The sequence below is a fragment of the Paenibacillus taihuensis genome (assembly GCF_003386535.1).
Taxonomy (GTDB): Bacteria; Bacillota; Bacilli; order Paenibacillales; family Paenibacillaceae; genus Paenibacillus_Z; species Paenibacillus_Z taihuensis.
Genome location: NZ_QTTN01000019.1, coordinates 87,537 through 113,060, shown reverse-complemented (window position 1 = coordinate 113,060; position 25,524 = coordinate 87,537). Strand labels below are relative to the sequence as shown.

The 25,524-nt window shown below is 51.3% G+C and carries 28 protein-coding genes and 1 riboswitch; of the genes, 6 read left to right on the top strand and 22 right to left on the bottom strand.

The window, feature by feature from the left end; genetic code table 11:
* Positions 1-121 precede the first annotated feature (121 nt).
* Positions 122-1,789 (top strand): ribonuclease J, encoded by a 1,668-nt coding sequence (locus A8990_RS16815; RefSeq protein ID WP_116190201.1) that lies wholly within the window; start codon positions 122-124, stop codon positions 1,787-1,789.
* 52 nt (positions 1,790-1,841) lie between these two features.
* On the opposite strand, the gene A8990_RS16810 is transcribed toward A8990_RS16815, so the two are convergent.
* The 6 genes from A8990_RS16810 to A8990_RS16785 form a co-directional block, all read right to left on the bottom strand.
* Positions 1,842-2,966 (bottom strand): Ger(x)C family spore germination protein, encoded by a 1,125-nt coding sequence (locus A8990_RS16810; RefSeq protein WP_181909623.1) that lies wholly within the window; start codon positions 2,964-2,966, stop codon positions 1,842-1,844.
* On the bottom strand, positions 2,963-4,069 hold the full coding sequence (locus A8990_RS16805) for a GerAB/ArcD/ProY family transporter (RefSeq protein ID WP_116190199.1): 1,107 nt from the start codon (positions 4,067-4,069) through the stop codon (positions 2,963-2,965). Before A8990_RS16805 ends, A8990_RS16810 begins: the two co-directional genes overlap by 4 nt.
* A 17-nt stretch (positions 4,070-4,086) precedes the next feature.
* On the bottom strand, positions 4,087-5,634 hold the full coding sequence (locus A8990_RS16800; RefSeq protein WP_245996063.1) for a spore germination protein: 1,548 nt from the start codon (positions 5,632-5,634) through the stop codon (positions 4,087-4,089).
* A gap of 482 nt (positions 5,635-6,116) precedes the next feature.
* Entirely contained in the window at positions 6,117-7,238 is a 1,122-nt protein-coding gene (locus A8990_RS16795; protein ID WP_425463913.1) for a threonine aldolase family protein, read from the bottom strand.
* Between the two features lie 20 nt (positions 7,239-7,258).
* A complete protein-coding gene (locus tag A8990_RS16790; protein ID WP_116190198.1) occupies positions 7,259-7,687 on the bottom strand; it encodes a PH domain-containing protein in 429 nt (142 codons plus the stop codon).
* A 90-nt stretch (positions 7,688-7,777) separates the two neighbouring features.
* On the bottom strand, positions 7,778-8,068 hold the full coding sequence (locus A8990_RS16785; protein ID WP_116190197.1) for a magnetosome magnetite crystal formation protein family: 291 nt from the start codon (positions 8,066-8,068) through the stop codon (positions 7,778-7,780).
* 151 nt (positions 8,069-8,219) lie between these two features.
* Between A8990_RS16785 and A8990_RS16780 the strand changes: the two genes are divergently transcribed.
* Positions 8,220-8,510, top strand: a complete 291-nt coding sequence (locus A8990_RS16780) for a hypothetical protein (protein WP_116190196.1) — start codon at positions 8,220-8,222, stop codon at positions 8,508-8,510.
* A 141-nt stretch (positions 8,511-8,651) separates the two neighbouring features.
* Here the strand turns inward: A8990_RS16780 and A8990_RS16775 are convergent, their stop codons facing one another.
* The 10 genes from A8990_RS16775 to A8990_RS16730 form a co-directional block, all read right to left on the bottom strand.
* Positions 8,652-9,434, bottom strand: coding sequence for a DeoR/GlpR family DNA-binding transcription regulator (locus tag A8990_RS16775; protein ID WP_116190195.1), 783 nt, complete (start codon positions 9,432-9,434; stop codon positions 8,652-8,654).
* A gap of 104 nt (positions 9,435-9,538) precedes the next feature.
* Positions 9,539-10,417 (bottom strand): ABC transporter ATP-binding protein, encoded by an 879-nt coding sequence (locus tag A8990_RS16770; protein ID WP_116190194.1) that lies wholly within the window; start codon positions 10,415-10,417, stop codon positions 9,539-9,541.
* On the bottom strand, positions 10,414-11,202 hold the full coding sequence (locus tag A8990_RS16765; RefSeq protein ID WP_116190193.1) for a carbohydrate ABC transporter permease: 789 nt from the start codon (positions 11,200-11,202) through the stop codon (positions 10,414-10,416). The genes A8990_RS16770 and A8990_RS16765 overlap by 4 nt, the downstream gene beginning before the upstream one ends.
* Before the next feature lie 68 nt (positions 11,203-11,270).
* Positions 11,271-11,765, bottom strand: a complete 495-nt coding sequence (locus tag A8990_RS16760) for a carbohydrate ABC transporter permease (protein ID WP_116190192.1) — start codon at positions 11,763-11,765, stop codon at positions 11,271-11,273.
* Between the two features lie 19 nt (positions 11,766-11,784).
* Entirely contained in the window at positions 11,785-12,024 is a 240-nt protein-coding gene (locus tag A8990_RS16755) for a hypothetical protein (protein WP_116190191.1), read from the bottom strand.
* Positions 12,025-12,111: 87 nt separating this feature from the next.
* A complete protein-coding gene (locus tag A8990_RS16750) occupies positions 12,112-12,318 on the bottom strand; it encodes a hypothetical protein (protein WP_116190190.1) in 207 nt (68 codons plus the stop codon).
* Between the two features lie 70 nt (positions 12,319-12,388).
* Positions 12,389-13,747: an aspartate aminotransferase family protein gene (locus tag A8990_RS16745; protein WP_116190189.1), complete on the bottom strand. Its 1,359-nt coding sequence runs from the start codon at positions 13,745-13,747 to the stop codon at positions 12,389-12,391.
* A gap of 122 nt (positions 13,748-13,869) precedes the next feature.
* Positions 13,870-15,210, bottom strand: coding sequence for an MATE family efflux transporter (locus A8990_RS16740; RefSeq protein WP_181909622.1), 1,341 nt, complete (start codon positions 15,208-15,210; stop codon positions 13,870-13,872).
* On the bottom strand, positions 15,207-15,740 hold the full coding sequence (locus A8990_RS16735) for a CehA/McbA family metallohydrolase domain-containing protein (protein WP_116190187.1): 534 nt from the start codon (positions 15,738-15,740) through the stop codon (positions 15,207-15,209). Before A8990_RS16735 ends, A8990_RS16740 begins: the two co-directional genes overlap by 4 nt.
* Positions 15,741-15,754: 14 nt before the next feature.
* A complete protein-coding gene (locus A8990_RS16730; protein WP_116190186.1) occupies positions 15,755-16,186 on the bottom strand; it encodes a PHP domain-containing protein in 432 nt (143 codons plus the stop codon).
* Positions 16,187-16,566: 380 nt separating this feature from the next.
* Here A8990_RS16730 and A8990_RS16725 point away from each other — a divergent pair, with 380 nt between their 5' ends.
* The 3 genes from A8990_RS16725 to A8990_RS32495 all read left to right on the top strand — a co-directional run bounded on the left by A8990_RS16725 (position 16,567) and on the right by A8990_RS32495 (position 18,961).
* Positions 16,567-17,169: a thymidine kinase gene (locus tag A8990_RS16725; protein ID WP_116190185.1), complete on the top strand. Its 603-nt coding sequence runs from the start codon at positions 16,567-16,569 to the stop codon at positions 17,167-17,169.
* A gap of 119 nt (positions 17,170-17,288) precedes the next feature.
* Entirely contained in the window at positions 17,289-18,746 is a 1,458-nt protein-coding gene (locus tag A8990_RS16720; RefSeq protein ID WP_116190184.1) for an MDR family MFS transporter, read from the top strand.
* A gap of 80 nt (positions 18,747-18,826) precedes the next feature.
* A complete protein-coding gene (locus A8990_RS32495; protein WP_281272511.1) occupies positions 18,827-18,961 on the top strand; it encodes a hypothetical protein in 135 nt (44 codons plus the stop codon).
* 63 nt (positions 18,962-19,024) lie between these two features.
* On the opposite strand, the gene pyrH is transcribed toward A8990_RS32495, so the two are convergent.
* Complete coding sequence (gene pyrH, locus A8990_RS16715) at positions 19,025-19,804, bottom strand: UMP kinase (RefSeq protein WP_245996062.1); 780 nt, start codon at positions 19,802-19,804, stop codon at positions 19,025-19,027.
* Between the two features lie 311 nt (positions 19,805-20,115).
* On the opposite strand from pyrH, the gene A8990_RS16710 reads away from it, so the two are divergent.
* Positions 20,116-20,310, top strand: a complete 195-nt coding sequence (locus A8990_RS16710) for a hypothetical protein (protein WP_116190182.1) — start codon at positions 20,116-20,118, stop codon at positions 20,308-20,310.
* 75 nt (positions 20,311-20,385) lie between these two features.
* On the opposite strand, the gene A8990_RS16705 is transcribed toward A8990_RS16710, so the two are convergent.
* The 5 genes from A8990_RS16705 to A8990_RS16685 form a co-directional block, all read right to left on the bottom strand.
* Positions 20,386-21,354 carry an EamA family transporter gene (locus A8990_RS16705; RefSeq protein WP_116190181.1) on the bottom strand — a complete coding sequence of 323 codons (969 nt, stop codon included), beginning with the start codon at positions 21,352-21,354 and terminating at the stop codon, positions 20,386-20,388.
* Positions 21,355-21,415: 61 nt separating this feature from the next.
* Positions 21,416-21,511, bottom strand: a riboswitch (purine riboswitch).
* A gap of 59 nt (positions 21,512-21,570) precedes the next feature.
* Positions 21,571-22,764, bottom strand: a complete 1,194-nt coding sequence (locus A8990_RS16700) for a glucosaminidase domain-containing protein (protein WP_116190180.1) — start codon at positions 22,762-22,764, stop codon at positions 21,571-21,573.
* 181 nt (positions 22,765-22,945) lie between these two features.
* Positions 22,946-23,368 carry a DUF2203 domain-containing protein gene (locus tag A8990_RS16695; RefSeq protein WP_181909621.1) on the bottom strand — a complete coding sequence of 141 codons (423 nt, stop codon included), beginning with the start codon at positions 23,366-23,368 and terminating at the stop codon, positions 22,946-22,948.
* Positions 23,369-23,470: 102 nt separating this feature from the next.
* On the bottom strand, positions 23,471-24,340 hold the full coding sequence (locus tag A8990_RS16690; protein WP_116190179.1) for a sugar phosphate isomerase/epimerase family protein: 870 nt from the start codon (positions 24,338-24,340) through the stop codon (positions 23,471-23,473).
* 3 nt (positions 24,341-24,343) lie between these two features.
* On the bottom strand, positions 24,344-25,333 hold the full coding sequence (locus A8990_RS16685) for a Gfo/Idh/MocA family protein (RefSeq protein ID WP_116190178.1): 990 nt from the start codon (positions 25,331-25,333) through the stop codon (positions 24,344-24,346).
* Positions 25,334-25,524 lie beyond the last annotated feature (191 nt).

The following is a 25,524-nucleotide window of genomic DNA, read 5'->3' as shown; positions in this document are numbered from 1 at the left end:
TTCCACGTTATATTATAGCGTCAAGCGACACGCAACTCAATAATAAGAATCGCGGAAAAATACATAACAGGGCTGGTTCTTTCAAACATTAACGCTAATACTTGTGCAGGAGGTAACCGTTTTGACCGAAATGAACCAGACACTGTCCGTTTTTGCGCTTGGCGGCGTTTACGAAATTGGCAAAAACATGTATGGCATTCAGTATGAAGACGACATCATCGTCATCGATTGCGGTTCCAAATTTCCCGACGAAAGCTTGCTGGGCATCGATCTGATTATTCCCGACATCGCCTACCTGAAGGAAAACCAAGACAAAGTACGCGCATTAATTATCACGCATGGGCATGAGGATCACATCGGCGGCATCCCTTACATCCTAAAGCAGCTCAACATGCCGATCTACGCGACTCAGCTGACATTAGGCCTGATCGACGTGAAGCTGAAGGAACATGGGCTTCTCCGGGATACCGTATCTGCACGAATCGATGCGAATTCCATACTTACGCTCGGCGCTTTTACCATAAGCTTCTATCAAACGAACCACAGCATCCCGGATTGTTTGGGCGTTGTCGTTGATACGCCTCTAGGCACGGTCGTCCATACCGGAGACTTCAAGTTTGATCTGACCCCTGTTAACCGGCAATCGCCTGATATTCACCGCATGGCCGAAATCGGGCAACGAGGCGTTCTTGCACTGCTCTCAGAGAGCACCAATGCGGAGCGTCCTGGATTTACCCCTTCGGAAAATCAAGTCGGCGAGCATCTGATGGAAGCGTTCATGCGGGCGAAGCAGAAAATTATCGTCTCGACCTTTGCCTCCAACGTGAATCGCCTGCAGCAGGTTATAGATGCATCGGCGATGACGGATCGCAAAGTCACGCTGCTCGGCAGGAGCATGGTCAACGTCGTCGAAATCGCCGCAGAGCACGGTTATCTGCAGGTTCCCGACGGACTAATCGTTGAGATCGATGAAGCGATGAAGATGAAGCCGCACCGGGTCACGATCCTTTGTACCGGCAGCCAAGGGGAACCGATGGCCGCTCTTGCACGACTGTCGACCGGAAGCGCCCGCAATGCCAAGATCAATCGCGGCGACACGGTTATCCTCGCTTCCTCCCCTATACCAGGCAACGAACGGGCTGTCGCGCGGATTATCGACAATTTGTTCATCCTCGGCGCCAAAGTCATTTATGGTCCAGGCAAAGGGCTGCATGTCTCGGGACACGGCAGCCAGGAGGAGCTGAAGCTGATGCTGACGCTTATGAAGCCTAAATATTTTATTCCTATTCATGGCGAGTACCGGATGCTGTACCAGCATCGTTTGTTAGCTGAGTCTCTGGGCATAGAACAGGAACGAGTCTTCATCATCAATCTGGGCGATGTCGTAGACATTACAGCGGACTCTGCTGTACAGCGTCGCAAAATCAGTGCGGGCAATACGCTGGTAGATGGCCTCGGAATCGGCGTAGGCAGCATGCTGCTCCGAGACCGCAAGCATCTGTCGGAAGACGGCATCATCGTTGTCGTTGTCACGAGAAGCAAGGCAGACGGCACGGTTCTTTCTGGACCAGATCTCATCTCCCGCGGTTTCGTCTATTCCAGAGGTGAAGGCGAGGATCTGATGTCTGCCTCCAGCAAAATCGCCGCTGATGCGATTGCCCGGCTGCAAGAAGAGCATGTGAACGAGTGGAACCGCTTGAAGCAAAGCTTGAAAGAGTCGATTGGGCAGTTCCTCTACGCGAAGACGAAGAAGCGGCCGATGATCCTGCCGATAATCATGGATATTTAGACCAATAAGGGCCCAAGCTGCACAATGGAAGTGTGGTTTGGGCCATCATTTTTTATTTGATCTCGCCATAATCTTTAATGCTCGTATGCACGTTCACATGAATCTCCGCCTTTGCAAAAGCCTCCGGCCAATCGTTCTGGACCTTCTTCCAATTGCGATACTCAAATGCCCGAGCAAACAAACCCAGACCGATCGGATCGACTTTATTCTTCTGGAGCTTCTGTAAGAGGTTTCTAAGTTGCTTATTCAGCTGCTCATTGATCATTTGCTCAAGCTTATGCGCATCGTCCTTGACATTGTAATCAAATAATCGCTCCGTGATTTGAATGGGAAGCCCAATTTCATAGGTGAACTGGAACTGCCCGCCCCTATAGGAGGTTTTTATTTTACGGTTCACTTTCTTCACATAGAAACTAACCGTTCCCATATGAAAAACCGTGCCGGGCTTATCTTTCTCCGGAAGAACGACCGTTAGCGTCAAGTCTTGATATTTCTCATCCTGTAAGATTTGTAACAGCTCATTCTCCACGATATTCAGCGATGTGACGTACTTGCCTTCCTTATTGAGAAGCGCGGTGCCCATTAACCGAATCTCTCCAGGTTCTCTTCGCAGTTCCGTAATATACGGCGTGACGCCTTTCTCGTATATCTGTCGCTGCATTGTGAACAGTGTTGTCGTTTCAACAAGATTTCGCTCGTGAGCCGTATCGACTAGTTTCGCAATATGCAGCGGAAGCCTGCGTTTGTCTTCAGGCTCGAAGAACATGACGTCATCTACATCGCCGTCGACCATAATGATCCGTGCATTCGACCTCACTTTGGCATCGCGAAACAATACATCCAACAGCTTGTACCAATACGGGTGCTGCAGCAGCTTCTTGCCGATCAGCAGGTTTTGGAGCTTGCCTGTACTAACCAGCGCGGATACTTTCGCTTCAAAATAACCGCGAGCGTCACGAGGGGATATCGCCTTTACTTTCGTCTCTTCATTCTTCTTCTTCGCTTCCTTGCTGAAGACTGGACTGGACATATAAACGAGCAAGTGATTGTCTTTATCCAGATCTACGCCCTCCATGAGAATGAGCGTCACATTCTCAAGATTCAACCGGTCCTTGCAGCCGGTTAGCAGAAGGCTGACCGAGATTAGCAGCAGCATCGTACGTTTTGCGCGGCTCAAGTCTGCCACCTCTTGAATTGCGACATCACCAGAAGGACAAGCCATAAGCAGACTGGACCGATGAAAGCGACAGCAAATCCTATTTTGCTGAAATAGCCTGATGCTTCAATACTTTCATTCCAGCCAGTGTTCAAAGCGTAGTTTGTGATAACCATCGCAACGAGAAAAATTCCGGCGTGCACGTAGTACTTGCCAACAATCAGTCTGCTTGTACAGTATACCGACATGAAGAGAGCCGAAATCCATGTTTTGGCGATGACCATCAAGTAAATAGAAAGGATCAAGAGGTCGAATCGTTCAATGAACCTAAATTCGATAATCTTCACTGCGGATATGACCGCATCGTTAAAGAACGTAATTTCATCCGGGCTAAATACAAGAAAACAAATGATCGTGATGAACAGATAGATGAGCATCGTTAATGTATTCGCAATAATAACGCCTTTAGAAGCCGATTGCTTCTTCTCCAGATGCGGGTAGATGAAGAAAATACACTCGAAGCCAAGGAACGAGAGGATCGTCGTGTTAACCGTGCGTATCACTGGCAACCAGCCTTCCTTAAGCACGGGGAGCAGGTGGAGCCAGTTGCCGTCTTTAAACAAAGTGGAGATGACAAATACCATCCAAATGGAGGCAAAAAACGTAATCTCCGCGAACCGTCCGATATCGCGGACGCCTCCTTTGATAAGCATGTAAGCCGGTATTACGAATAGCAGCATCAGGACCCACGATTGGGTCTGCTGCATGATCCAGCTCTGCGTGAGCAGCACCATACGGTCAAAAATCAAGTACGCGTACAAGAGGAAATAGACCGCAAAAAGGGCCATAGCAAGCTTCCCGATCCATTTGCCAAAATAATGCTCGATTAAATCGATGATCGAGCCATCCGGATACTTCTTCATGACCTGCACGATAATCAGGCTGGCAGCGGTCGAGAGAATCCAGCCAAGAATAATCGCGATCCAGCCGTCTGTTCCGCTAACATCGGCAACGTCCTTCGGCATGGAGATGATGCCGACTCCAAGCTGCATGCTGTGTATGATGAGTATGAACTGCAGCGTTGTAATTCGATTGCTTTTGCTTGGTTTCAGAGCTGCATCCATTATTACATCATCACCTTTTAAAGACGTCTTTTCGGGCCTATTCTCGTTTTTTGCAGGGATCGGATGCTATCTGGCCGATTCTTCATGCTCCAGAGCGGCATACGGATGAACACATCCTTCCAATCCTTGATGCGCACCGGTGCGATCGGCGTGCTATATGACTCCCCCAGCGAGCGCAGCTGGACGAGATGGATAATCAGCGTCATGAAACATGCCACAATTCCAATGATGCCGAACATGGAAGCGATGAACATGACTGGGAACCGGATCAGCCGAATGGCCGCGGCCATATCGAAGTTAGGCAAGATAAACGACGCAACCGCAGTCGAGGCGACAACGACGACCATCAGATTGCTAACAATCCCCGCTTGCACGGCTGCTTGTCCGATGACAATACCTCCCACGATCCCGACGGTCTGCCCGACTGGCGCAGGCAGGCGAACGCCGGCTTCCCGCAGCATTTCCAGCATGAGCTCCATGAGGAGCGCTTCAAGTAATGGCGGGAACGGAACAGCTGCCCGGAACTGACCGATCGACAAAATCAGATCCAGCGGAATGACTTCCACGTTAAAAGAGATACAAGCGATGTAGATCCCCGGAAGGAATGCCGCAATGAAGCAGGCAACGAAACGCAGAATGCGCATAAATGTCGCAACCGGCCAACGGGTGCTATAATCATCAACCCCTTGGAAGAAGGCAGCAATGCCTACCGGTGCGATCATAACGCTTGATGAGCGGTCCACGACAACGCATATGCGTCCTTGAAGGAGCTGCGATGCGGCGGTATCCGGCCTTTCCGTTGTTATAAACTGCGGCAGCAGCGAGAACGGCCGATCCTCCAGGTACTCTGTAAGCTCGCCGGTATTCAGGACACAGTCAATGTTTAACTCCATTAAACGATTGTGCAGCTCTTGAACGAGCTCAGGCAGCGCAAGATCCTCCAAGTACAGGATGGTCACTTTGCAGCGGACCCGGCTGCCGACATAGAGCTCAATCATCTTGAGCTCTCGCGTACTGAGCATGCGGCGCAGCAGCGCGACATTCTGCCAGCCGGACTCGATGAAGCCTTGGTGCGCCCCCTTCAGCGATGCTTCGATCTGAGAGTCGGATATCGCGCGCTGCGGCCAGCCTTGCGTATCGAGGGAATATGCGAGCTCTGCCCCTTCCAGGAAGAGGATGCTATGCCCTTCCAGGAGCATGAGCTCGATCTGGCTCCACTGCTGCGTCGATTTCAGATCGCCGATTGTGATCGGCAAATTCGTCATATGCTGACTCTCGTCAATCGGCTCGAACATGAGCTGGTAGAGCACGTTGTTGTTGATCGAATTTTTGTCCACGAGGCCGCACAGATAGACGAGCGCCGCTCGCTGGCCGGACTGCTTATAGATGAACGAGCGGATAATCAGATCCGGAGCTTTGCTGAATATGGACTGAAGCACAGCCAGGTTCTCTTTCAGTCCCGCAGCAACGGTGCCGCGGTCCGGGGTATGGTCTTCTCTGGATTGCCGCAGCATGACAACTTGGCGGTGTGTTAGTAACTTGTATAAACGAAGAAAAAATTCCACAGCTGCCACCGTCCCTCGTGTTCAGAATCGATCCACCGTTCCCTTATTGTGCCAATTGAGGCTGGAAATTATTCGTAAATGCAGGTGCGGCGGGTTGGAGGCTGGCGTCTTGGGCTTGCTGGACGGATGGTTTTCAAGCTGCGCAGACTTGACGGATTGAGAGCGGGTTTCCGCTCTCCAGCAGCGGAAACACATCGGTTGGCTGGTTTGGCGTGCTGAGAGTCGGATTATCCGACTCTCAAGCACTAAAATGCCCGAATCCAAGCACGAGAGCCGGATATTCCGACTCTCATTGCTGAAAACATCCCAAATAGACCCAAATTCAGGGCTGAGAGTCGGAAAAGACGTCTCTCAGCACCGGCTTCCACTCTTATCAAGCCTGAGAGACGGAAAATCCGACTCTCACACAAAAAGCCGCCACTCCAGCCACTTCTACAAGTGACTTTCGGGACAGCTTCTACTCTCACTTATTCACACTTCGCCTACTGTTGCTTCAACTCAGCAAGCTTTGCACCCAACAACCCCAGCGCCTCGCGGACTTTGTCCTTCGGCGTGCCGAGATAGCGGTCGCCTAAGCTTACTTCAAAGTAGCTATTGTCCGCGTCCACTTCACGAACGTAGCGGGTCAGTCCGACGCCCGTCTCCGCGTAGACTGCCTTGAACAGCTGCTCCAGCCGCTCCTTTGGCACAGCCGCATGAACATGGAACATGTTCGACACCGGAACTTCCGGTCTCGTCTCAATATGCTGGCAGCTGTTGTACAGCTCAGCAAGCTCAATCGCAGCGTGATAGTACTGCTCCATCTTCGGCAGACGCTGCTCGAAGTAGTAGTCGCTGCTGATGATGTACGGGTACAGGCTGATCAGATCGCCGCCGTGACGCCGCTTCCAGACTTTCGATTCCGCAGTAAACGACTCGTCGCCTGCAAGCATCGCGCCAGCAATGCCGCCGAGCCCTTTATAGAACGAAACATAGACGCTGTCGAACAGCCGGCATACTTCAGCAGCTGTTTTCTTGTAATACGGCAGCACTTCGAATAGCCGCGCACCATCAAGGTGAAGCTTAATGCCGCGCTCACGGCAATAAGCCGAGATGGCTTCCAGCTCGCTGAACGGCAGCAGCGTACCGCCGATTTCGCGCTGCGGAAGCTCGAGCAGAATGCAGGATACCTTCTCTGTCATCTGCTGAATATCTTCCAGGCCGATCGTTCTGCTCTTATCAGCCAGCAGAAGCGGCTCCAAGTGATGCAGCTCGTGAAGACCGTTCTGCTCGTGGATCTCCAAGTGGCAGAGCGGATGATACGCGATCTTCTTATTGCCCGCTCCATCGCTCCAAATCCGAAGCGCGATCTGCTGCGCCATCGTGCCGCTCGGGAAGAACACTGCTGACGGCTTGCCTAGATACGAAGCGATTTTCGCCTGGAAGTTCTCAATAATAGCACCATTGCCGTAAATATCGCTGTCCTGCTCTCCGTCTATCGACCGGAACGCCTCCAGCAATTGATTCACATTCCATCTGCTGCTGCCTGTAAGTGGATAAGATGCTGCGTTAAAAGCTTCTAGTAGTGTTTGTTTTGCCATTTGTTCTGTCATTTGTTCTGCCATGATGCGATCCTTGCTCCTTCTTATCCGTTTAAACGTTTGTGATTCTGATGCGCCAAAGTCAGGAAATTCACATAAATTGGCTGCAAGTTGAACTTCTTGCCGAATTCGAACTTATAGCTGGCAACATGCACATTGTTCGACTTGTAATACGGCGAAGTGATGTAATGAATCGTCAATTCGCTATCGTCGAAGCCTGTGCCTCCCGTTTCCATCGTCACATCGATAATAGAATCGAGATGAATTGAAGCGACTCTCGTCTTCTTCCCGGTTACACCTTGATGATCGATGAAGATAAGACGCTCATCCGTTATGATGAACGAGTCACGGACTAACTTGAAGCCCATTTGGATTTTCTCATTCGACATTAAGTACATGCCATATTGGCTCGTTAACTCTTGTACGGATACTTCTGAATAGTTGCCAAACAGACCGCCTAATAGGTTTGCCATGCCACCCGTCCTCCTATGCGTCCCCAATAGTATGATGCATCTCGGTAGTATTCGTCATTTTGCGCGTTTTTCCTCTAATTGGCTCATCCCCTACCGGCTCAGCACTCGAATGCCCATGACGACATTCCAGATGACGACCAGAAAACCGAGCAGTGCCGAGATCAGTCCAAGGAACAGAATCGTCCCGACATGACCTGAGAATATCGCCACAAAGAACAGCGGCAGCGCGATTATCGGGATGAGATGGGACAGCAGCGCTCGCTTAGCGTGACCCTTCACTTCGTAATCGTTCGACACGAAGTAGATGACCACAGGTACAATGAAGCCCGCGAAGAAAATGCTGAAATAGCATAATGCCGAGATGATTTTGTTCGATTCCATGTTAGAGCCACCTCTCACTTCATTTTGAAACGATATACGAACCTTACTTGTACAAAGTTTCGATTTCCATCATTGTCCCGTCCCCCTTCTGACGGTCTCACATATGATAACGTATGCAGTAACACTCTTCCTCAGGGGGAGGTGATTCTAAGTGACATTTGCACTTACGGATTGGATGATGTATTCCATGTGGGTTGTTCTTGGCATGATGGGTCTGAACTTCTTGCTTGGCCTGTACAAAGGTTTGATGGCAGGCAGCTTTACAAGCGACATGTTCACCACTTACCTTAAGGACATGTTGTACTTTGTACTCCCGCTCTTCATGATGGCGAACATGGATGCTTCCTTCGACAACTCGGGTTGGATCATGTTGACTGCTTACTACGTTGGCGCATTCGGGGTTGTGTTCAAGTACTTCATGGACCTCAAGAACAAATTGTAAACGGATACGCGAACACCTACACAATTCCATGCCACACCACTGAAGCAAGCTGCCGATTCACGGACAGCTTGTTTTTTATATGCTGGCGCAAACGAAAAAAGCCCTCTTGCGCGGCAAGCGCAGGGAGCCTCTCTCTTCGATCTATTTCGGGCTGATCCACGATACGTCCAAATCTTGAAGCCCCTCCCGCCAACCGCTGGGTGGAGCGATGTTCGAAACGACGTGCTGGATTTGGCCAAGCTCGGCAATCTTCGCGACCGTCCGTTTGCCGATCTTCGATCCATCCGCTAGCGCAATGACCGTCTCCGCACTTCGGATCAGCTTACGCGTGAACAGTGCACGATCGTAATCGTAGCTCGTCAGTCCGTTCTCGAGCGATACGCCGTCGACGGAGATGAACGACTTGTTCACGTAGAAGTCCTCCATAATCTTCTCTGCGATAGGACCGGACACACGCAGATGCTTCGGATTCACTTCACCGCCGATAAAGATGATTTTGCCGTCAAAAGAACCCCGGGTATGGTAGTCAATGAGCAGCGTCAGCGTCGGAATCGAACAGACGAAGATCGTTAGATTCCGCTTGCCGTCGAGGCAATGGAGCATCTGCATCGCGGTACTGCCCTCGTCGATGACGATGACGTCGTTATCATCGATCAAATTCGCAGCCAGCGCGCCGATAATACGTTTCTCCTCGGCGTGGATAATTTCGCGCTCCGAGTAGGCGAGCTCGATATCCGCTTTATGCTTAACGGCGCCGCCGTATACTTTCTTCAGCTTGTTGTCTTTCTCGAGCTCATCAAGGTCGCGGCGAATCGTCTCTGTCGACACATCGAAATGGCGGGACAGCTCGCTTACGTTCACTTTTCCATGCTCGTTAAGCATCGCGATAATGCTTTTCTTCCGTTCTTCACCTGCAAGGGACACTGACTTTTATCCTCCCCGTTTACTCTACATTACATCAATTATAGCAAAGTTTTCCGGACTAGTAATACCTGCTGCGCGAATCCGTCAAATTCATGTCGCCCTGTTTACGGCTGAGTAATGTCAAGCTTCACGGATTTGCCGATATGTTCAGAGGGCAGCTTACGTGCCGCTGGAATCACATAGTTGAAGCCTTTCGTCACGACAGTCTGCACCCCATCGCCATTCGACTCCTGAACCGCGCCTGAGATCAAGTTCATCGGCGGGTTGCCAAGGAAGCTCGCGACGAACAGGTTGACGGGCTGGCTGAACAGCTCATGCGGCGGCGCATACTGCTGAATCTTGCCGCCGTTCAGGATCGCTACGCGGTCCGAGATCGCGAGCGCCTCTTCCTGATCATGCGTCACGATAATCGTCGTTACGCCAAGGTCGCGCTGCAGCTTGCGGATTTCATCGCGCACATCAAGCTTCAGTCTCGCATCGAGGTTCGACATCGGCTCGTCGAGAAGCAGAATCTCCGGGTTCTTCGCCAGCGCACGCGCCATCGCGACCCGTTGCTGCTGCCCGCCGGACAGCTGTGCCGGCTTGCGGTCGAGCAAATGGTCGATTTGCACGATTTTGCTGATCTCCTTCGCACGTTCGTACGCGGCTGGCTTTGCCATTTTGCGCTCGCGGAGCGGGAATGCGATGTTGTCACGCACCGTTAGATGCGGGTACAGCGCATAGGATTGGAACACCATGCCGATATTGCGGTCCTTCGGCTCGACGTGATTGACTAGACGTTCGCCGAAGTAGATTTCGCCGGATGTCGGCTTCAAGAGACCGGCCAGCATCATCAAGGTTGTCGTCTTGCCGCAGCCGGACGGACCTAACAGTGCTACGAATTCGTCTTTCTTAATCTCAAGATCAAGTCCGTCCACTGCATTCGCGCCGCTGTTTCCGCGCTTGACATCGTAAGCTTTCACAATATTTTTCAGCGTAATCATACTTGTTTCGCGCCTCCCATGTTGACCTTCATAAACAGCTTCTGCGTGAAGATATAGAACACGATGACCGGAAGCGTATAGAACAGGCCGATCGCGGTAATGAGAGCATAGTTAATGATCTGATTCTCTTTCGTAACGAGCTTCGACAGGTAGCCTGCCAGCGTCAACATGTCGTCATTGAAGATCAGCAGCTTGAACAGGAACCACTCGCCATACGCACCTAGGAAAGCGAACACGGAGATTGCGCCGATGCCGGAGAGCACATAAGGCACGAGCACTTTTATGAACGCGCCGTAACGCGTCGTCCCATCAACCATCGCAGCCCACTCGATGTCCCAAGGCACTTCATCGAAGAAGCCTTTCATAATGTACACGCGGCCTGGAAGAGAACCCGTTATCGCAACGAGAATAACGCCGAGGTACGTGTTCACGAGATGCATCTGCACAAGAATGAAGAACGTGGCAATGATCAGCGTAATGCCGGGAAAAGCACGCATCAGGAACAGAAACTTCATCATCGCGCGCTTCCCTTTGAAGTCGAGCCTGGAGAATGCATATGCGGTCGGCACCGAAATGCCCACTTCGATCACAACGATAAGCAGCGAATAGATAAGCGTATTGAGGACGATCGGCCAAATCATCGGCAGCTTCACGCCGGCGTATTCCACCGGCTCTTTGAAGAACATGAAGTTCGCAAGCGAAAATTCATGCGTCGTGAAATTCATCGTCACCGCCAGGAAGTAGCAGACGATCATGGCGATAATCGGCAGCGTAAACAGCGTCATATACGTTTGGACAAGCGCCTTCTTCAGCGTACTGGAAGACAGACGTGTTCACCTTCATTCGGAGTAGATTAGTCCTCGATTCGGGACGGTTTAATGAGCTGGTCAAAATCAAACAGACGAATGAGCAGCATCTTCGGCACGAACGAGATCAGTACAACGATCATCAAGATCGCAGCGCCATAACCGTAATACTTCAGGTTGAACGCTTGCTGGAACGCGTATAGCGAGAGTGTTGTCGTATCGCGCATCGGTCCGCCCTGCGTGAGCATGATGATGAAGTAAGACGATACGAAGCCGATCAGATCGGAGATCGTGATGTACATGAGCGGCCACTTGAGCGTCGGCAGAATGATCTTGAGAATGACGGACTTTTCGCTTGCGCCATCGACTCTTGCTGCTTTATACAGATCTTCCGGGATGGAGTTGATTGCTGCGGAGAGCAGAATCATCCCGCCGGAAATCGTCGATACGATCGTAGCCAGGGTGACAATTGCCATTGCGCCCTTCGTGAACCACGACACCGGCTCCGAGATAACGCCAAGGTCCATCAGAACGCCGTTCAAGAAACCGCCATCCGTCGGGTCAAACAGGGATTTCCAGAACGTGACATAGACGACGGACGGTCATCGATGCGTTCAGATCGGTGAAAGACATGCCAATCGTCGCAACCGCCGGCAATATGGAAAAGACGAGCACAAGCACAGAGAACGTTGCGATGAACAGATACGGGTAGATAATTTTGCGGAGCGGCTTCTTATAGGGCTTTGCTTTCACTGCATCGGAATAAGTATTCGTCTTGACAGCAGCTTCCAAATTGCTCATGGGCGAACACGCACCTTCTTCCTTCGCTTTAAAAAAATCAAGAGGCGCGCGAACGATCCATACGCCCTGCACGCCTCTGCTTCAAATTTACTTCTCGATCTCTGCACGATCAGCCGGCACATTCTGTTTTACGTCTTTCTGGAAGTAATCGAACGCTTCGTCAGCCGACTTGTTCTTCGTCAAGATGGCATCAATACCAAGTGTGTAGCCTTTCACGAATGTTGCGTAGTCAGGCAGCGCCGGACGAGTCTTCGTAAAGTCAACGAGGTACGCATGATCCTTATAGAACGACATTTCTTTGAAACGCGGGTCTTCTTGCGCTTCCGGCGTTACAGGCAGTTGTTTAATTTTGTTTTATGTGATATTAATCGCAAAATACTGCGGCAAGTGCGTCCTCAATCTGCTGCAGCGCCCATTCCAGTTGTTCTTGCGTCGTAATAAGCGGCGGAACAAGCGTCAGCACGTTGCCGTTCGATACTTTGAAGCTAAGTCCGCGCTCCATGCAGATATACATCACTTTCTCAGCGCCTTCTACAGCTTTCGCTTTCGTTGCACGATCCGTTACCAGTTCAATCGCGGCAAGCATGCCCTTCACGCGAATATCGCCGATGACTTCATGTTTCTCCATCATGCCGGAGAGTCGCTCCTTCAAGAACAGCTCCATCTGCTGCGCATGTTCAAGGAGCCCGTTATTCTCAATAAACTCAATCGTCGCCAGTGCAGCCGCGCAGCCAACCGAGCTTTTCTCATGGGTATAGTGGCCGAGCGAAATATCTTGCGCGACATCGAGACCTTCGCGAACGATGATGCCAGCCATTGGGAAGACGCCGCCGCCGAAACCTTTGCCGATGACGACGATATCCGGGATGATGCCGTAGTGTTCATGAACGAACATCGTTCCAGTCCGGCCGAATGCAGTCGGAATTTCGTCGAGGATGAGCAGTACGCCGTAGCGATCACACAGCTCACGGAGCCGCTCGAAGTATGCGATCGGCGGGATTTGGACGTCCGTGCTGCGAATCGGCTCTAGAATAATCGCGCCTACATCGCCTTCGCGCTCAAGCATGAATTCCAAGTAATCGAGGCATTTCAATCCGCAGCCGATGCAATCGCCCATAATGCACCGATAGGAGTTATATGGCATGAAATGCTCCGTGCCCGGCAGAAGCGGGCCGATATGATTACGGAACACGCCTTCTCCCCCAACTGAGATTGCATCCAAGCTTGCGCCGTGGAAAGAATCCCAAGTTGAGATGGTCTTGAATTTGCCTGTTGCTTTGCGTGCAAGCTTCAGTGCGATGCCGATTGCGCTCGTTCCGCCTGGCGTGAACAGCACTTTGTTCAGATCGCCTGGTGCGAGCTCGGCCAGCTTCTTCGCCAGCTTGATCGCAACCGGATTCGTGTATCGGCGCGGCAGGAACGGCAGCTCTTCGAGCTGTTTCACGACCGCATCGAGCACGTAGCGGTTCTTGTAGCCAACTTGGTGAACGCTGTTGCCGTGGAAATCCATATATTTGCGGCCGTCTTGATCTTCAAGGTAATTGCCTTCTGCATTCACGATGACGTTCAGGCACGGCGTTGACATCGATTGATGAAGGAAGTAGCGGCTATCCTCTTCCAAAATATCCATCGTTTCCTCGCTCAAATGCTGATCCTGCCAAAGCTCGCGCTCCGGGGACAAGTTAATATCCCCCTCCGTGCGCATGTACGATTTCATTTCCATCTGTGCGGCCTCCTTAAGCTGTAGGTTTTCTGCTGGTATTCTGTCGGTTTTCTGTCGGTATTAATTGAAGAAGTCTAGGCGACTTTCTTCTCGTTGTTCATGGTAAGAGTCAGATTGTTCGCTCATCGATTGGAGCGATAACGGAAATAGCCGATGCATGCTTTCGCGATCTCTTCCATCGCGAACATGAAGTAAACGACTTCGATGGACCAGTGGAACAGATACGAGGTGCTGAATACGAGCGGCAATGCGATCAACCAGGTCGTCACGCCGATCAGCTTCATCGTGTACACATTGTCGCCGCCGGCGCGAAACATGCCGACAATCCAGACATTGTTCAGGAAATACATCACCATTACGGCAGCCTGGATGAGCATCACATGATGAAGCGCCGTCTGAACTTCCGGGCTAGTGTAGCTGAACAGCTTAAGCATCAAGGGGCTTAATGCAACTATGAACACGCTGACGACGATGGATGCGGCAACCGATAATCGCGTGAACTTCTTCGCGTAGATGAGCGCTTCCCGAGGATCTTCCTGCGCCAGCTTCTGCCCGATCATGACCTTCGCGGCATAAGCGAAGCCGAAGATCACCATCATGTAGTAACCGCCCAACGTCCGAGCGAGCTGGAACGTCGCCAGCGCAGACACGCCCATGTAGCCGAAAGCAACCGCGTAAAGTATGATGCCGACCGACCAAAGTCCTTCATGGAGGATCAGCGGGAGCGTCGTAGCGAATAACTTCTTGGCGAAGGAGAAGCTGAATCCGCGCAGCATCTCTCTTGGCGTGATGTGGAAGTAGTACTGCTTCACATACACATAGCCGAGTAAGAGCAGCGTGCTGAACACCGATGCTGCCAGCGTTGACCATGCAGCGCCTTGAATACCGTAGCGGGCGAAGCCGAGCTTGCCGTAGATCAAGGCATAGTCCAGCACCGCATTCAGCGACATCGCCATCAATCCCACAACAAGCGTCAACCGATTGCGCCCGATCGAGCCTAGCGCCTGACCGTAGACATCTTTGACCGAGTTGATGAGATAAACAAACATGAGAACGGACAAGTATTGCACGCCGTGCAGGACGGCATTCGAATCGTTAATGAACAGGTATAGAATCGAACTGCGGAACAAGAGCACGATAATTAACAACATTAACGTTATGATGACGCTCGATAAGAGCATTAGTCCAAACGCTTCCTTCATCGACTCCTGATCTTGTTTTCCGTGGAATTGTGTCATATAAGCCGTAATCCCATATACCGCGGAAAGAATCATGCTGAGGATGAATCCGATTTGCCCCGCAGCAGCAACGACGGCGATGGCGGTATCGCCGAGGCGACCGACCATCACCGTGTTGATTAGGGAGAACGAGTTGCCGATGACCATCTGGAGCACGGAAGGAATGACTAGCCTTGTGATCTCTCGGCGGAACTGCTGATGCAGTTCGAGCTCGCTCGTTCTCATTGCTGCGAGCTGCCCTTCCATTCTCCTGGAAAGACCGGATTGGACCATGCGACATTTCCTTCAAAGTCAACACATTCCACACGAATGTAGCTTTCTTCTCCATCGATTCGGAATGCTGCGCTCGTTACCGGCGAAGCATCACGATTGAACGCGTTGCGTCCATTGAACGGATGCGTGATGAATCGGATGAACTTGACAGGCGAGCATTCGATCTTCAGGTAGCCGTCGTCTTCGACGCGCAGATCATAAACTTCCGGACCGGAGCTGGAGTAGAAGGAACCGGACTTCAAGCTGCGAATGACACTTTCGTGCGTCAGCTCACCCGCTTGAACTTGCACCCAGCCGCCGCCGTACTCTGGAATTCGCCAGTTTGGATAGTGCCCGTGCGAATCGTCCGCCGCAATGCCCCAGACGCGTTTGCCGTTCTGCAGCGCGTGGTCCCAATAGGCCCCTCCATAGGAGCTTGCAGTCGACCACTCGGTTACATGGTTGTAAATTTCAATAGCGAAGAAGTCGCGGTAGTTCACCATGTCTTCGAACCTCGTCAGATGCCATTCCGGATGGTTGAAAATAACGATGTTGCCTGCGCGCGCAGCTCGTCGATCATATCCTGCGGAGAGTGATCGCCTTTCCACGGAATCGGCACCGGAAACTGCTGCAGATGCTCATAGCGCTCAAGCTTCGTTTCTTCTGTCGGATCATCAAGCGCTCCCAGGTGGTAGCCGGGATCTTTATCCGGAACTTTATTAAGACTGCCGCGCTCCATGCCGGGAATCGTAATGAAATCAGCTGAATTGAACTCATCCGTGCGTGTATAAATTTCATGATCGCTCAAGCAGATGAAATGATAGCCTTTCGCTTTGAACGCTTCGACAACCTTCGCCGCCGGCAGCCTGCCGTCCGACCAAGTCGTATGAAGATGAAGATTACCTTTGTATACCGGTTTGCTGCGATCGATCAGAACGATATTTTTCATCATTGGGCCTCCCTCGAGGAAATTGGTTTATTGTGGTTTTATTATGTGTTCATGTTGCTTTAATCAGAATAACTTGCAAGTTTCTGCAATTCAATCCTCTGCTGCAAGATTTAACTTTCCGTTAACAATGTTGAAGGAAAGCATCACTTTGGAGACGATTTATGAACGTTTAGTAAAACGGATCGCAGAGAGGTCGAGGAGAAGCCACAACCAAATTTTCACATCATAAACCAACAGCAAAACAACAACAAAACAACTCTACTATTCTTGTTGTAGGAGCGTGAGGTTACTAGCCTTTTTTAATCCAGATCATTTCCTTGTCACAAACACTCGAATATGTTAAAAGAGTATAGATGATATTGCTTGGGGGAGATTCTTTCGTGGCACAGCTCTATTACAAATATGGAACAATGAACAGCGGCAAATCGTTCGAAATCATTAAAGTGGCGCATAACTATGAGGAGCAAGGCAAGCGGGTCCTCATCTATTCGCCATCGGTCAGCTCAAGAGACGGCGCGGAGCTTGTCGGCTCCAGGGTCGGATTCGAGCGGGCGGCCATTCCGGTAGATGAGCAGACGAATCTATATGAGAGCGTGAAATCGCATCTCACAACGAGCGGACCGAAGCAAATTTACTGTGTTCTAATTGATGAAGCGCAATTTCTGAAGAAGCATCATATTATCCAGCTGACGCAAGTGGTGGATGAGCTGAACATTCCGGTTATGGCATTCGGGCTGAAGAACGACTTCCAGAACCAGCTGTTCGAAGGCAGCTACAACCTGCTCGTGCAGGCGGATAAGATTGAAGAGATCAAGACGATCTGCTGGTACTGCGATCGCAAAGCAACGATGGTGATCCGGTTCCGCGACGGACAGCCGGTCAACGCAGGCGAACAGATCCAAATCGGCGGCAACGAAGACTATAAGCCGGTATGCAGAAGGTGCTATAACCAAGCCTTCCGCAGCCAAAGCGATAGCGAATAATAAAGAAGGAGAGGCGAATTTCGCCTCTCCTTTGCTGTTTTTCAATTCCTTTTGACAGGGTCCGGAGCTCTTCGGTAAAGTGGAAGGATAAGGCATATTCCAAGGAGGCAGTACGACCTATGCAATCTGAATCTCCAGTCTTACCTTTCACGTCCATGCGTCAACTTGTCGGCCCGCTTATCGCCATCATTGTCGGAATTTTCATGGTTATTCTCGACAGTACCGCGGTTAACGTCGCCATCCCTGTGCTCGTGGATGACTTCCACAGTACACTATCGATGGTTCAATGGACCGTAACTGGCTATGCGTTAGCTCAGGCTGCCGTTATTCCGCTCGCAGGTTGGATGACCGACAAGTTCGGCTCCAAGGAAGTGTTCCTCTTGTCCCTCGTGCTGTTCACTATCGGTTCTGTGCTCTGCGCGACGGCAACGAACGTGGATCAACTCATTACATACCGCATATTGCAAGGGCTTGGCGGCGGTATGGTCACACCGATTGCATTCGCCATGACGTATCGTATCAGCCCGCCTGAGAAAGCAGGCTCGATCATGGGTCTCATGGGAATGCCAATTCTGCTCGCACCGGCGCTTGGCCCGATTATCTCCGGCTACTTGGTCGACTATGTGAAATGGGAGTGGATCTTCCTCATTAATCTCCCGGTCGGCATCCTCGGCGTCGTCTTGGTCGGACTTCTTCTGCCAAAGCTGCCGAAAAAGGCGTCCACATCGCTAGATTTCCTGGGCATCATACTAGGTCCTCTCGCTTTCTCCGGCTTGTCCTACGGTCTCAGCGAAGGCTCGACGAGCTGGTCGTCGGACAAAACGATTATCGGTCTCGTCGTCGGCGGCGTAGCGCTGATCGGGTTTGTCATTGTTGAGCTGCTCCGCAAACAAGAGCCGCTGCTCGAGCTTCGCGTCTTCCGCTCCCCGCTCTTCACTCGCGGCATTATTGTGCAATGGGTGCTTCAATTCGTGATGTTCGGCATTATCTTCACCGTTCCATTCTTCATGCAGAAGCTGATGGGCATGACTGCCTTCCACGCCGGCATGTGGACACTGCCGCAAGCGATTGCTGCTGGTGTGTTCATGCCGATCGGCGGACGCTTGTATGACCGCATAGGCGCACGGCCGCTTGTCATCGTCGGCTTGACGATTGTAATGGTAGGCGCTTATCTGATCTCGCGCATCGATCCTACCGACAGCGCCTGGAACTTCCTCGTGCCTCGCGCAATGCTCGGCATGGGCATGGGACTCTCGTTCCTCGCTCTGAACACACATCTCATTCAGTCGGCTCCGAGCGATCTCGTCAGTCGCGTTACGTCGCTGACCAGCGCTGCGCAGCAAGTTGTCACATCGTTCTCCGTTGCAGGATTAACGACATTAATTGTTAGTCGCACGAATCACCATGCGGCTGAAGGCGAGAAGCCGATGCCAGACGCGATGTCGCATGCTTTTCACGATACGTATCTGGCGCTTGCAGGACTTGCGATCTTCGGCTTGCTGCTGGCGTTAACGCTGAAGCGTCCGAAAGCATCGAATGATTCGAACGCGCAGACACACATCGTCGATATGGGATAATGAGGCTCCTGCTAATACAGCTCCCACTCGCATGAATTCCCCCCTCCCCGCTCATGTTATGAAGGACGGAGGTGAAGCTCATGACAGGAAGAAACAGCAAGCCGAAGAACAGAGGCCCAGCCTCGCATCCCGGACGTTTGGAACAATATGGGGAACGATTAGCGGAAGACAGCGAGAATGTTGCCGCCAAGCAAGATGGCGGCAAGAGCTGCTAAACCTCAAGTGTAACCATCGATAAGCGCCAGCGCGCTATGGAAGACCCAAGCATCGTCCTCTCATCAGGACGGTGCTTTTTTGCTTTGTACCTCTAGATCGGACTCCTCGTACGCGAACACCGAGTCTCTGCTTATGATCGTCCCCCGATGCTCCCCTGCACAGATGGCGCTCATGGAGCCCGGCTCATCGAAGTTGAACACATGGACCGGCAGCTCGTAATCCCGTGCGAGAATGAAGGCCGACTGATCCATGATGCGCAGATCATGCTTCAACACGTCGTTATAGTGCAGCGAGCTGAACTTCCTCGCATAGACGTCCTTCTTCGGATCGGAGCTGAAGACGCCATCCACGCCTTGCTTCGCCACTAGCAGCGCGTCGCAATTCACTTCCAGCGCCCGCTGAACGGACGGGTAATCCGTCGTGACATACGGCTGGCCATTCCCGCCGGCGAAGATGACAATGTAGCCTTTCTCGAGATGGTGTATCGCTCGAAGTCGGATGTAAGGCTCTGCAACGGAGGTGAGCGGGATGGCTGTCATTACGCGCACTTCGTGGATGCCCTTCGCCTTCAGGACTCCGCGCAGCATTAAGCTGTTCACGACCGTGGCGAGTGTTCCGATGTTGTCCGCCTCAGCTCGCTCGATACCCCATGCGGAAGCCATATTGCCACGAAATATGTTGCCGCCGCCGATGACCAGGCATACCTCGATCCCTTTTTCCACCACGGACATGATTTCATTGGCAATGTGCTCCATCCGCTCCGGATCGAATCCGAATTCGCTTCCTCCCGCCACGGCACCGCCACTCAGCTTGATCAACACTCGCTTATACTTGTTGCTCACCTTCGCCTCAGCTCCCTTGATAAAAAATAAAACACTAAAGCGCAACGGCTTTAGTGTTTCGATAAATATAAACGATTGCTTCCACTCCCACTTCCACTTGAACATCCACTGCCATTACCGCCATCGGTCTCTTCCGCGTCATCTTCAAGCCGCATCGCTCCTTCCATTTCATTCCTTTCCATCAATTATATGCATATAGGCAAAATGGGTTCAAGTGGAAATTTACAAATTCATTATGTATATTCAACCCCACTTGGCGGGTACGATAACGCTTGTTGAAAAAAAATTACATGAGCAGGAGGTTCTAACACATGGCTAATCAGCAAAATGGTGTTTCGAAAGCAGAGGTTCAGTCCACAGAACTGAACAAGCTGCCAGTAGCCGGCGCAGCTGATACTGAATTTTCTGCTGAACAAGCAGCTGAAGCGTTCGAGAACAGCAACGGCGCGAATCAAGCAGCAGCAAGCGCACAATCCGCATTCGAACAAAACGAAGAAAACGAATAGTCTTTTGGATCACAAGAAGCCCGAATCCAGTCACTCTGGAATCGGGCTTCGCACTTTCAGGCTTCGCACGTTATTCTAATGGATGGATGTCGTCGCTTGAGGAAGACGTGAGCTCCGGCTCCGTTTCGAGCCGCCGCCGCGAGACACGCTTCTCATAAGCTCCGGGAGCGCAACACCTGCCAGGACGAGCGCAACGCCTGCCCATTGAAGTACACTTACATGCTCATGCAGCACGACTGCAGAGAGCATTACCGCCACTGGCAATTCGGCTGCGCCGAGGATGCCAGCCATGCCGCCGCCAATATGCGGCACGCCGATGGCGAACAGTACCGGAGGGATGAATGCGCCGAACAAGCCAAGCATGAATCCGAACAGCAGCAGGCTGCTCCAGATTACGCCGTTGAACAAGAACGTCGGCGGGAACAGAATGAAGACGAAGATCAATCCGCCTGTAATCATCCAAGCGCTGCGGTATGCCGGATGAACAGAAGGAACTGCTTTGCCGCTGAACAGAATGAATAGCGAATAGCTAACAGCAGCCAGCAAACCAAGTACAACGCCAGTTACGTTAAATCCATCAAGTCCTTGCTCCATAATGCCGGCAGCAAGCAGTGTTCCGCCGAACAGAATAGAGACCGTCAGCAGCATAATGCCGTTAGGGCGTTTGCGCTGGCTGACCGCTTGAATGAGTACGCCCATCCATGTGAACTGGAACAACAGCACGATCGCGAGCGAGTTCGGAATGTAACGAAGCGACTGATAGTACAGCAAGCCAGTCAGAGCAGTCGGAATACCTGCAGACATGAGCATGAAGCGCTGCATCCAAGTGAGACTCTTCTCTTCCGCAGTCCCCGCTTCCTTCGCCTTGCGCTTACTCCGTGCTTTCATGACCAGAACCATAAGCCAAGATAGCACAAATCCGGTCAGCAGCTGCGATCCGACAACTTCGCCAAGATTGTAACCTGCATCGTAAGCATGAACGACAATCGTAGACAGAATGCCGTAGCTGACCGCACCTAGAAAAACAGAAAACAAATATTTCATCTCTATGATGCCCTCCTTCGAGCAAAAAAAAATTCCTAACCGCAAATACAAAATTATCTGTTCGAGATAATTCCGTATTCGTAGTTAGGAAGTATGGCTTCCCGTAGAAACCCTCACCCATCTGTGAGGCTATACGAATCATATGCGGTTTTGCGATCACTTCTTGGAATGTTACAGTAGAAGCTTATGAATGTCAACCGCCATATAAGTCCTATTTTACACCAGTTTACCGAAATCACTTCTCATGATCGTTCGGACATGGGATGCCCATTTCGAATTGACGGGACAATACTTCCTCGCTACTTTCTCCACCGTCGTATACCCTCGCTCCACATAATTGTCCGACAGTAATTGTCCAAATTTCTGAACGCAATCCCCTTTGGTTGCGAAGGTGAACGCCCTCCGATACGGACTGCCCGAAGTCGCATTCAGGCCGAACAAATTGTTCTTCGTCCTCGCAAGCTTGCTCTTTCCGTTGCCGCTCTCCAGCTTCATAACCGCTATGGTGAAGAAGGCATTAATGCCATACTTCTCTTCTATATCCAAAATCGCTTTCTCCAGCCCTTGGCCTGCCAGCTTCGTTCCTTTGAGCAGCTGGGCAATTTGCGCCGAGGATAATCCAGAGTCTCGATTAATTGACGAACTTGGTTTGACCGGATTGCCATTATCGTCATCGTTACTTAAACCCGAGCTTGCACTTGCACTCGCACTGGATGCCGTACTTGACGCCGCAACCGCATCTGCTGCTAAAGCTGATTGAATCTTCACTTCTTTCTTCTTCACCGGAGCCGTATGTATTCTTGGTCTTACATCGATTTGAAGCGAATTGCTCTGCATCGCTTTGACCCCGGCAACCGCCGATGATACGGCAGATACGGCTGTCTGCGACGCTGCTTGCTGCACACCGATTACGGTCGCGTAACCGCCATGTACATAACCGCCGCCTTTCAGCACGAGCCATCCGGTATCATCCTTGGACAGCACTTGCAGCTGTGTCCCTTGTTTGACTTCGTATAAGATTTTGGACTCCGCATTCGGTTCTTCCCGGACATTGAGGTAGAACGCGGTTACTTTATATGTATAGAGGGGTTTTACACTTGCTATAGTTACGGGCTTCTTCTTCTCAGTGACGGTGGCAGAAGCGGATACTGGGACTGCGGCTGCCGTAATCGGCATCGCCTTATTCACGACTGTGGCCGGCTGGAATGCGGACTTGGGATAAATAACGGTAGAGGCACTAGCTCGATTGAACAGCACCTGCTTACTCGAACTATACTTTGACGGTAAAATCATATCGGCTGAACGGCTACTCCACGGGTTAAACGAATGGTTAAACGAAACGACGAACGACGCGAGCAGCGCCGCGATAATCATGTAAGCCACTACATTCCATTGGATGCTCCTAGACATAAACACACCTCTTTCTTGTATTTATTAGGGCCTTTCCGATATAGGTTAGATTGTAAAGGCTATCATATGAAAAGCGTGTCAAACCTTCTGCAAAAAAAAATTGTACTTTTGTCGATCTAACCACCTCTTTTGGCGAACAAAAAAGAAGCCTGAGTATTCAGGCTTCCGAAATCAGCGGATATTAGCACCCTGGATGCGGCTTCCGTCCAATAAAACCGTCATTGTAGCCATGATAGTGCGAGATTCGAGTTTCTCCTTGCTTCCAACAAATTAGAATTTTCTCACCATTCAATAGAGAAGGGAAATCAATCAGTCCGGGATTAATCATTTTGAGCATAACACCCCTGCGTTCGAAGTTCCCAATGCCAAGATCGATCTCCATCCGCATAAATTCCAGCTGGCTCTCCAGTTCGAAGAAAGGGTCGGATTCCGTACCTCTGTGCGGTTCTGCAAACTCACGATTCGCTTTCGCGATCTGCAATTCTTCATATTTCTCTTCAAACTGCTGCGCGAGCAGCTGCAACTTGAACAATTCCTCTTGCAGCAGCGGCAGCATGGCATTTGCTTCGTCTATAGTAAACATCGGTTGCTCCACTCTTCTCATCACTCCTCCTGACGATAGTGTACTTGATTTTCACGCAGAAAGAAAATAGGGACCGGAAAGCGCTGCTGGCGCTTCCGATCCCATCGTACTATCGCATTATGATTACTTGAAAAATTGCTTTAGGTGATGAGCGGCTTTCAAGATGCCATGCTGCTCCGCTTCAATCGTGCCCCAATAGCGGTGATCCTCAAGCTCGATGCTGACGGCGCCTTGGTAGCCGAGACGGTCAAGCCTCACGGCCACCTTGCTCCACTCGACAGCGCCATGTCCCGGAATCGTGTAGCGCCACGAGCCTTCCGAGAAGCCGTATTTAGCCCCGAAAGTCGCTGGCAGCACGCCGCACTCATACAGCTCATCGCTCAAAATCTCCGTGTCCTTGCCATGTGCGTGATTGATGCGCTCGCCGAACTCGGTCAGCGCACGCAGATAGTCAATGCCAAGACGGACAAGGTGCGACGGATCGTAGTTGAGTCCAAAGTATTTCGATGGAATCGCTTCGAACATCGCTCTCCACATCTCCGGCGTACAACCGAGCGTCGGGTAATGCGGTGCCGGTCCCGGCCAGCCTTCGATTGCGATATAGACTCCATTCTGCTCCGCATGCTTCACAACCTCCGGGAACGAATCTTTCCAGATCGCGAACCCTTCATTGCGAGGCAATGTATGATCCTCGGGCACTAAACACATAAACAGCACTTTGCCGCCAAGCTCGGCGATGCCGCTAATTTGTTTCTTCGTCAATTCAAGCGCCTGCTCACGCTTCGCTTCATCTTGGCTGAGCAGCTGAGCTGTATAACGAGCATCGACGGAGCCAATGCCAATGCCCGCTGCCGAACAAGCTTCCTTCACTTCAGCAGTCAGTTCCGATACGTCGAGCACGTCAAGTCCAGCTTCCGCTGCCCAAGCCGCTGTCTTCTGAATTCCCCCCGAGCCTATTCTCGGCGGAATGCGCATTCCGATCCGCGTGTTCATCCGTTACTCGCCCTCCCCATTGTTAGCAGCGGTAAGCGGCGAATAGCCGGCTGCTTCGTAGATCATTTCGGACAGCTTCACAACCTTCAATGCAAACTCGCCTGGTACGAGCACTTCATGCCTTCCCAGAATGGCATCCACGAAGCTCTTATCCTGATTCGTTGAAGCTTTCGGCAGCTCGGGTACGATTGGCTCTTCGCGTAAGCGACGGAGTGTAATGCGACCATTATCGTAGAAAATACCGCCGTTCTCGCCGCAGAATACGAACGTCTCGTGCCAGCAAGGCGAGAAGCCGACCAGATTAAGCCCTGCCACTTGTCCTTCCGCGAAACGAATGGACGTGAAGGTATCAATCTCAACCGGCGTGCCGTGCATATGGAGCTGCGGCTTCACTTCTACCGGTGTGAGACCTGTCGTCCACAGAAGCACATCGATAATATGGCTGCCGGAATCCATCAGGAAGCCGCCGCCGGACAGAGCAGGATTCGCCCGCCACGAGCCCGGCGTCCCTTGTCTCCATTCTTGGTAAAGCGAAGCTGTAATGGATGTCAGCTTGCCGATTTCACCGTTCTCGATCGCTTCTTTAATGTATAGAAATTCGGGTTGAAAATGACGCTGATACGATACCTGCATCAATTTGCCTACTTGATTCGAAAGATCAATTAATTGCCGTGCCTCTTCGGACGAACAGACCATCGGTTTCTCGATCATGACATGCAGCCCACGGTTCAGTACGTCACTCGCCTGCTCGTAATGAAGCGTATGCGGTGAACAGATAATAACAGCGTCCAGCTCGGCCTGTGCCAGCATTTCTTTATAATCCGAGTAAGCGCTTACCGACTCGAGCTTATGCTCGGTTACGAACTTCGCCCGGTTATCTGCGCTCGGATCTGCGATTGCTGTGATGGCTGCCTCCGGCAGCTCCAGCAGTTGTCTTGCATGCCAGTTAGCGATACCGCCCGTCCCAATCATGCCAATGCGAACTTTGCTCATTGCCCTAGAACCTCCAATATGGATTTGTTTGTCAGACTCTCCCTAAACCTATCACAAATCAGAGCGGCTACCAATCCAAAAAGGCGACAAATCCGGTTTGTTCGCGAACCAAATTGTCCATGTTTGCATGAGCCGGATTGCGGAAATGATAAGCAAGGGAACGACTGACTACGTATATAGCAGGAGGATGA

Coding starts and splice junctions, on each gene's coding strand:
- A8990_RS16805 (WP_116190199.1), bottom strand. CDS start 4,069: ATGGATGCAGCTCTGAAACCAAGCAAAAGCAATCGAATTACAACGCTG.
- A8990_RS16795 (WP_425463913.1), bottom strand. CDS start 7,238: ATGGCAGAACAAATGACAGAACAAATGGCAAAACAAACACTACTAGAA.
- A8990_RS16790 (WP_116190198.1), bottom strand. CDS start 7,687: ATGGCAAACCTATTAGGCGGTCTGTTTGGCAACTATTCAGAAGTATCC.
- A8990_RS16785 (WP_116190197.1), bottom strand. CDS start 8,068: ATGGAATCGAACAAAATCATCTCGGCATTATGCTATTTCAGCATTTTC.
- A8990_RS16770 (WP_116190194.1), bottom strand. CDS start 10,417: ATGATTACGCTGAAAAATATTGTGAAAGCTTACGATGTCAAGCGCGGA.
- A8990_RS16765 (WP_116190193.1), bottom strand. CDS start 11,202: ATGACGCTGTTTACGCTGCCGATTATCGCCATGATCGTCTGCTACTTC.
- A8990_RS16755 (WP_116190191.1), bottom strand. CDS start 12,024: ATGAGCAATTTGGAAGCTGCTGTCAAGACGAATACTTATTCCGATGCA.
- A8990_RS16750 (WP_116190190.1), bottom strand. CDS start 12,318: ATGTCGTTCTATAAGGATCATGCGTACCTCGTTGACTTTACGAAGACT.
- A8990_RS16745 (WP_116190189.1), bottom strand. CDS start 13,747: ATGGAAATGAAATCGTACATGCGCACGGAGGGGGATATTAACTTGTCC.
- A8990_RS16740 (WP_181909622.1), bottom strand. CDS start 15,210: ATGAGAACGAGCGAGCTCGAACTGCATCAGCAGTTCCGCCGAGAGATC.
- A8990_RS16735 (WP_116190187.1), bottom strand. CDS start 15,740: ATGGTGAACTACCGCGACTTCTTCGCTATTGAAATTTACAACCATGTA.
- A8990_RS16730 (WP_116190186.1), bottom strand. CDS start 16,186: ATGAAAAATATCGTTCTGATCGATCGCAGCAAACCGGTATACAAAGGT.
- A8990_RS16720 (WP_116190184.1), top strand. CDS start 17,289: ATGCAATCTGAATCTCCAGTCTTACCTTTCACGTCCATGCGTCAACTT.
- A8990_RS32495 (WP_281272511.1), top strand. CDS start 18,827: ATGACAGGAAGAAACAGCAAGCCGAAGAACAGAGGCCCAGCCTCGCAT.
- A8990_RS16710 (WP_116190182.1), top strand. CDS start 20,116: ATGGCTAATCAGCAAAATGGTGTTTCGAAAGCAGAGGTTCAGTCCACA.
- A8990_RS16705 (WP_116190181.1), bottom strand. CDS start 21,354: ATGAAATATTTGTTTTCTGTTTTTCTAGGTGCGGTCAGCTACGGCATT.
- A8990_RS16700 (WP_116190180.1), bottom strand. CDS start 22,764: ATGTCTAGGAGCATCCAATGGAATGTAGTGGCTTACATGATTATCGCG.
- A8990_RS16695 (WP_181909621.1), bottom strand. CDS start 23,368: ATGAGAAGAGTGGAGCAACCGATGTTTACTATAGACGAAGCAAATGCC.
- A8990_RS16690 (WP_116190179.1), bottom strand. CDS start 24,340: ATGAACACGCGGATCGGAATGCGCATTCCGCCGAGAATAGGCTCGGGG.
- A8990_RS16685 (WP_116190178.1), bottom strand. CDS start 25,333: ATGAGCAAAGTTCGCATTGGCATGATTGGGACGGGCGGTATCGCTAAC.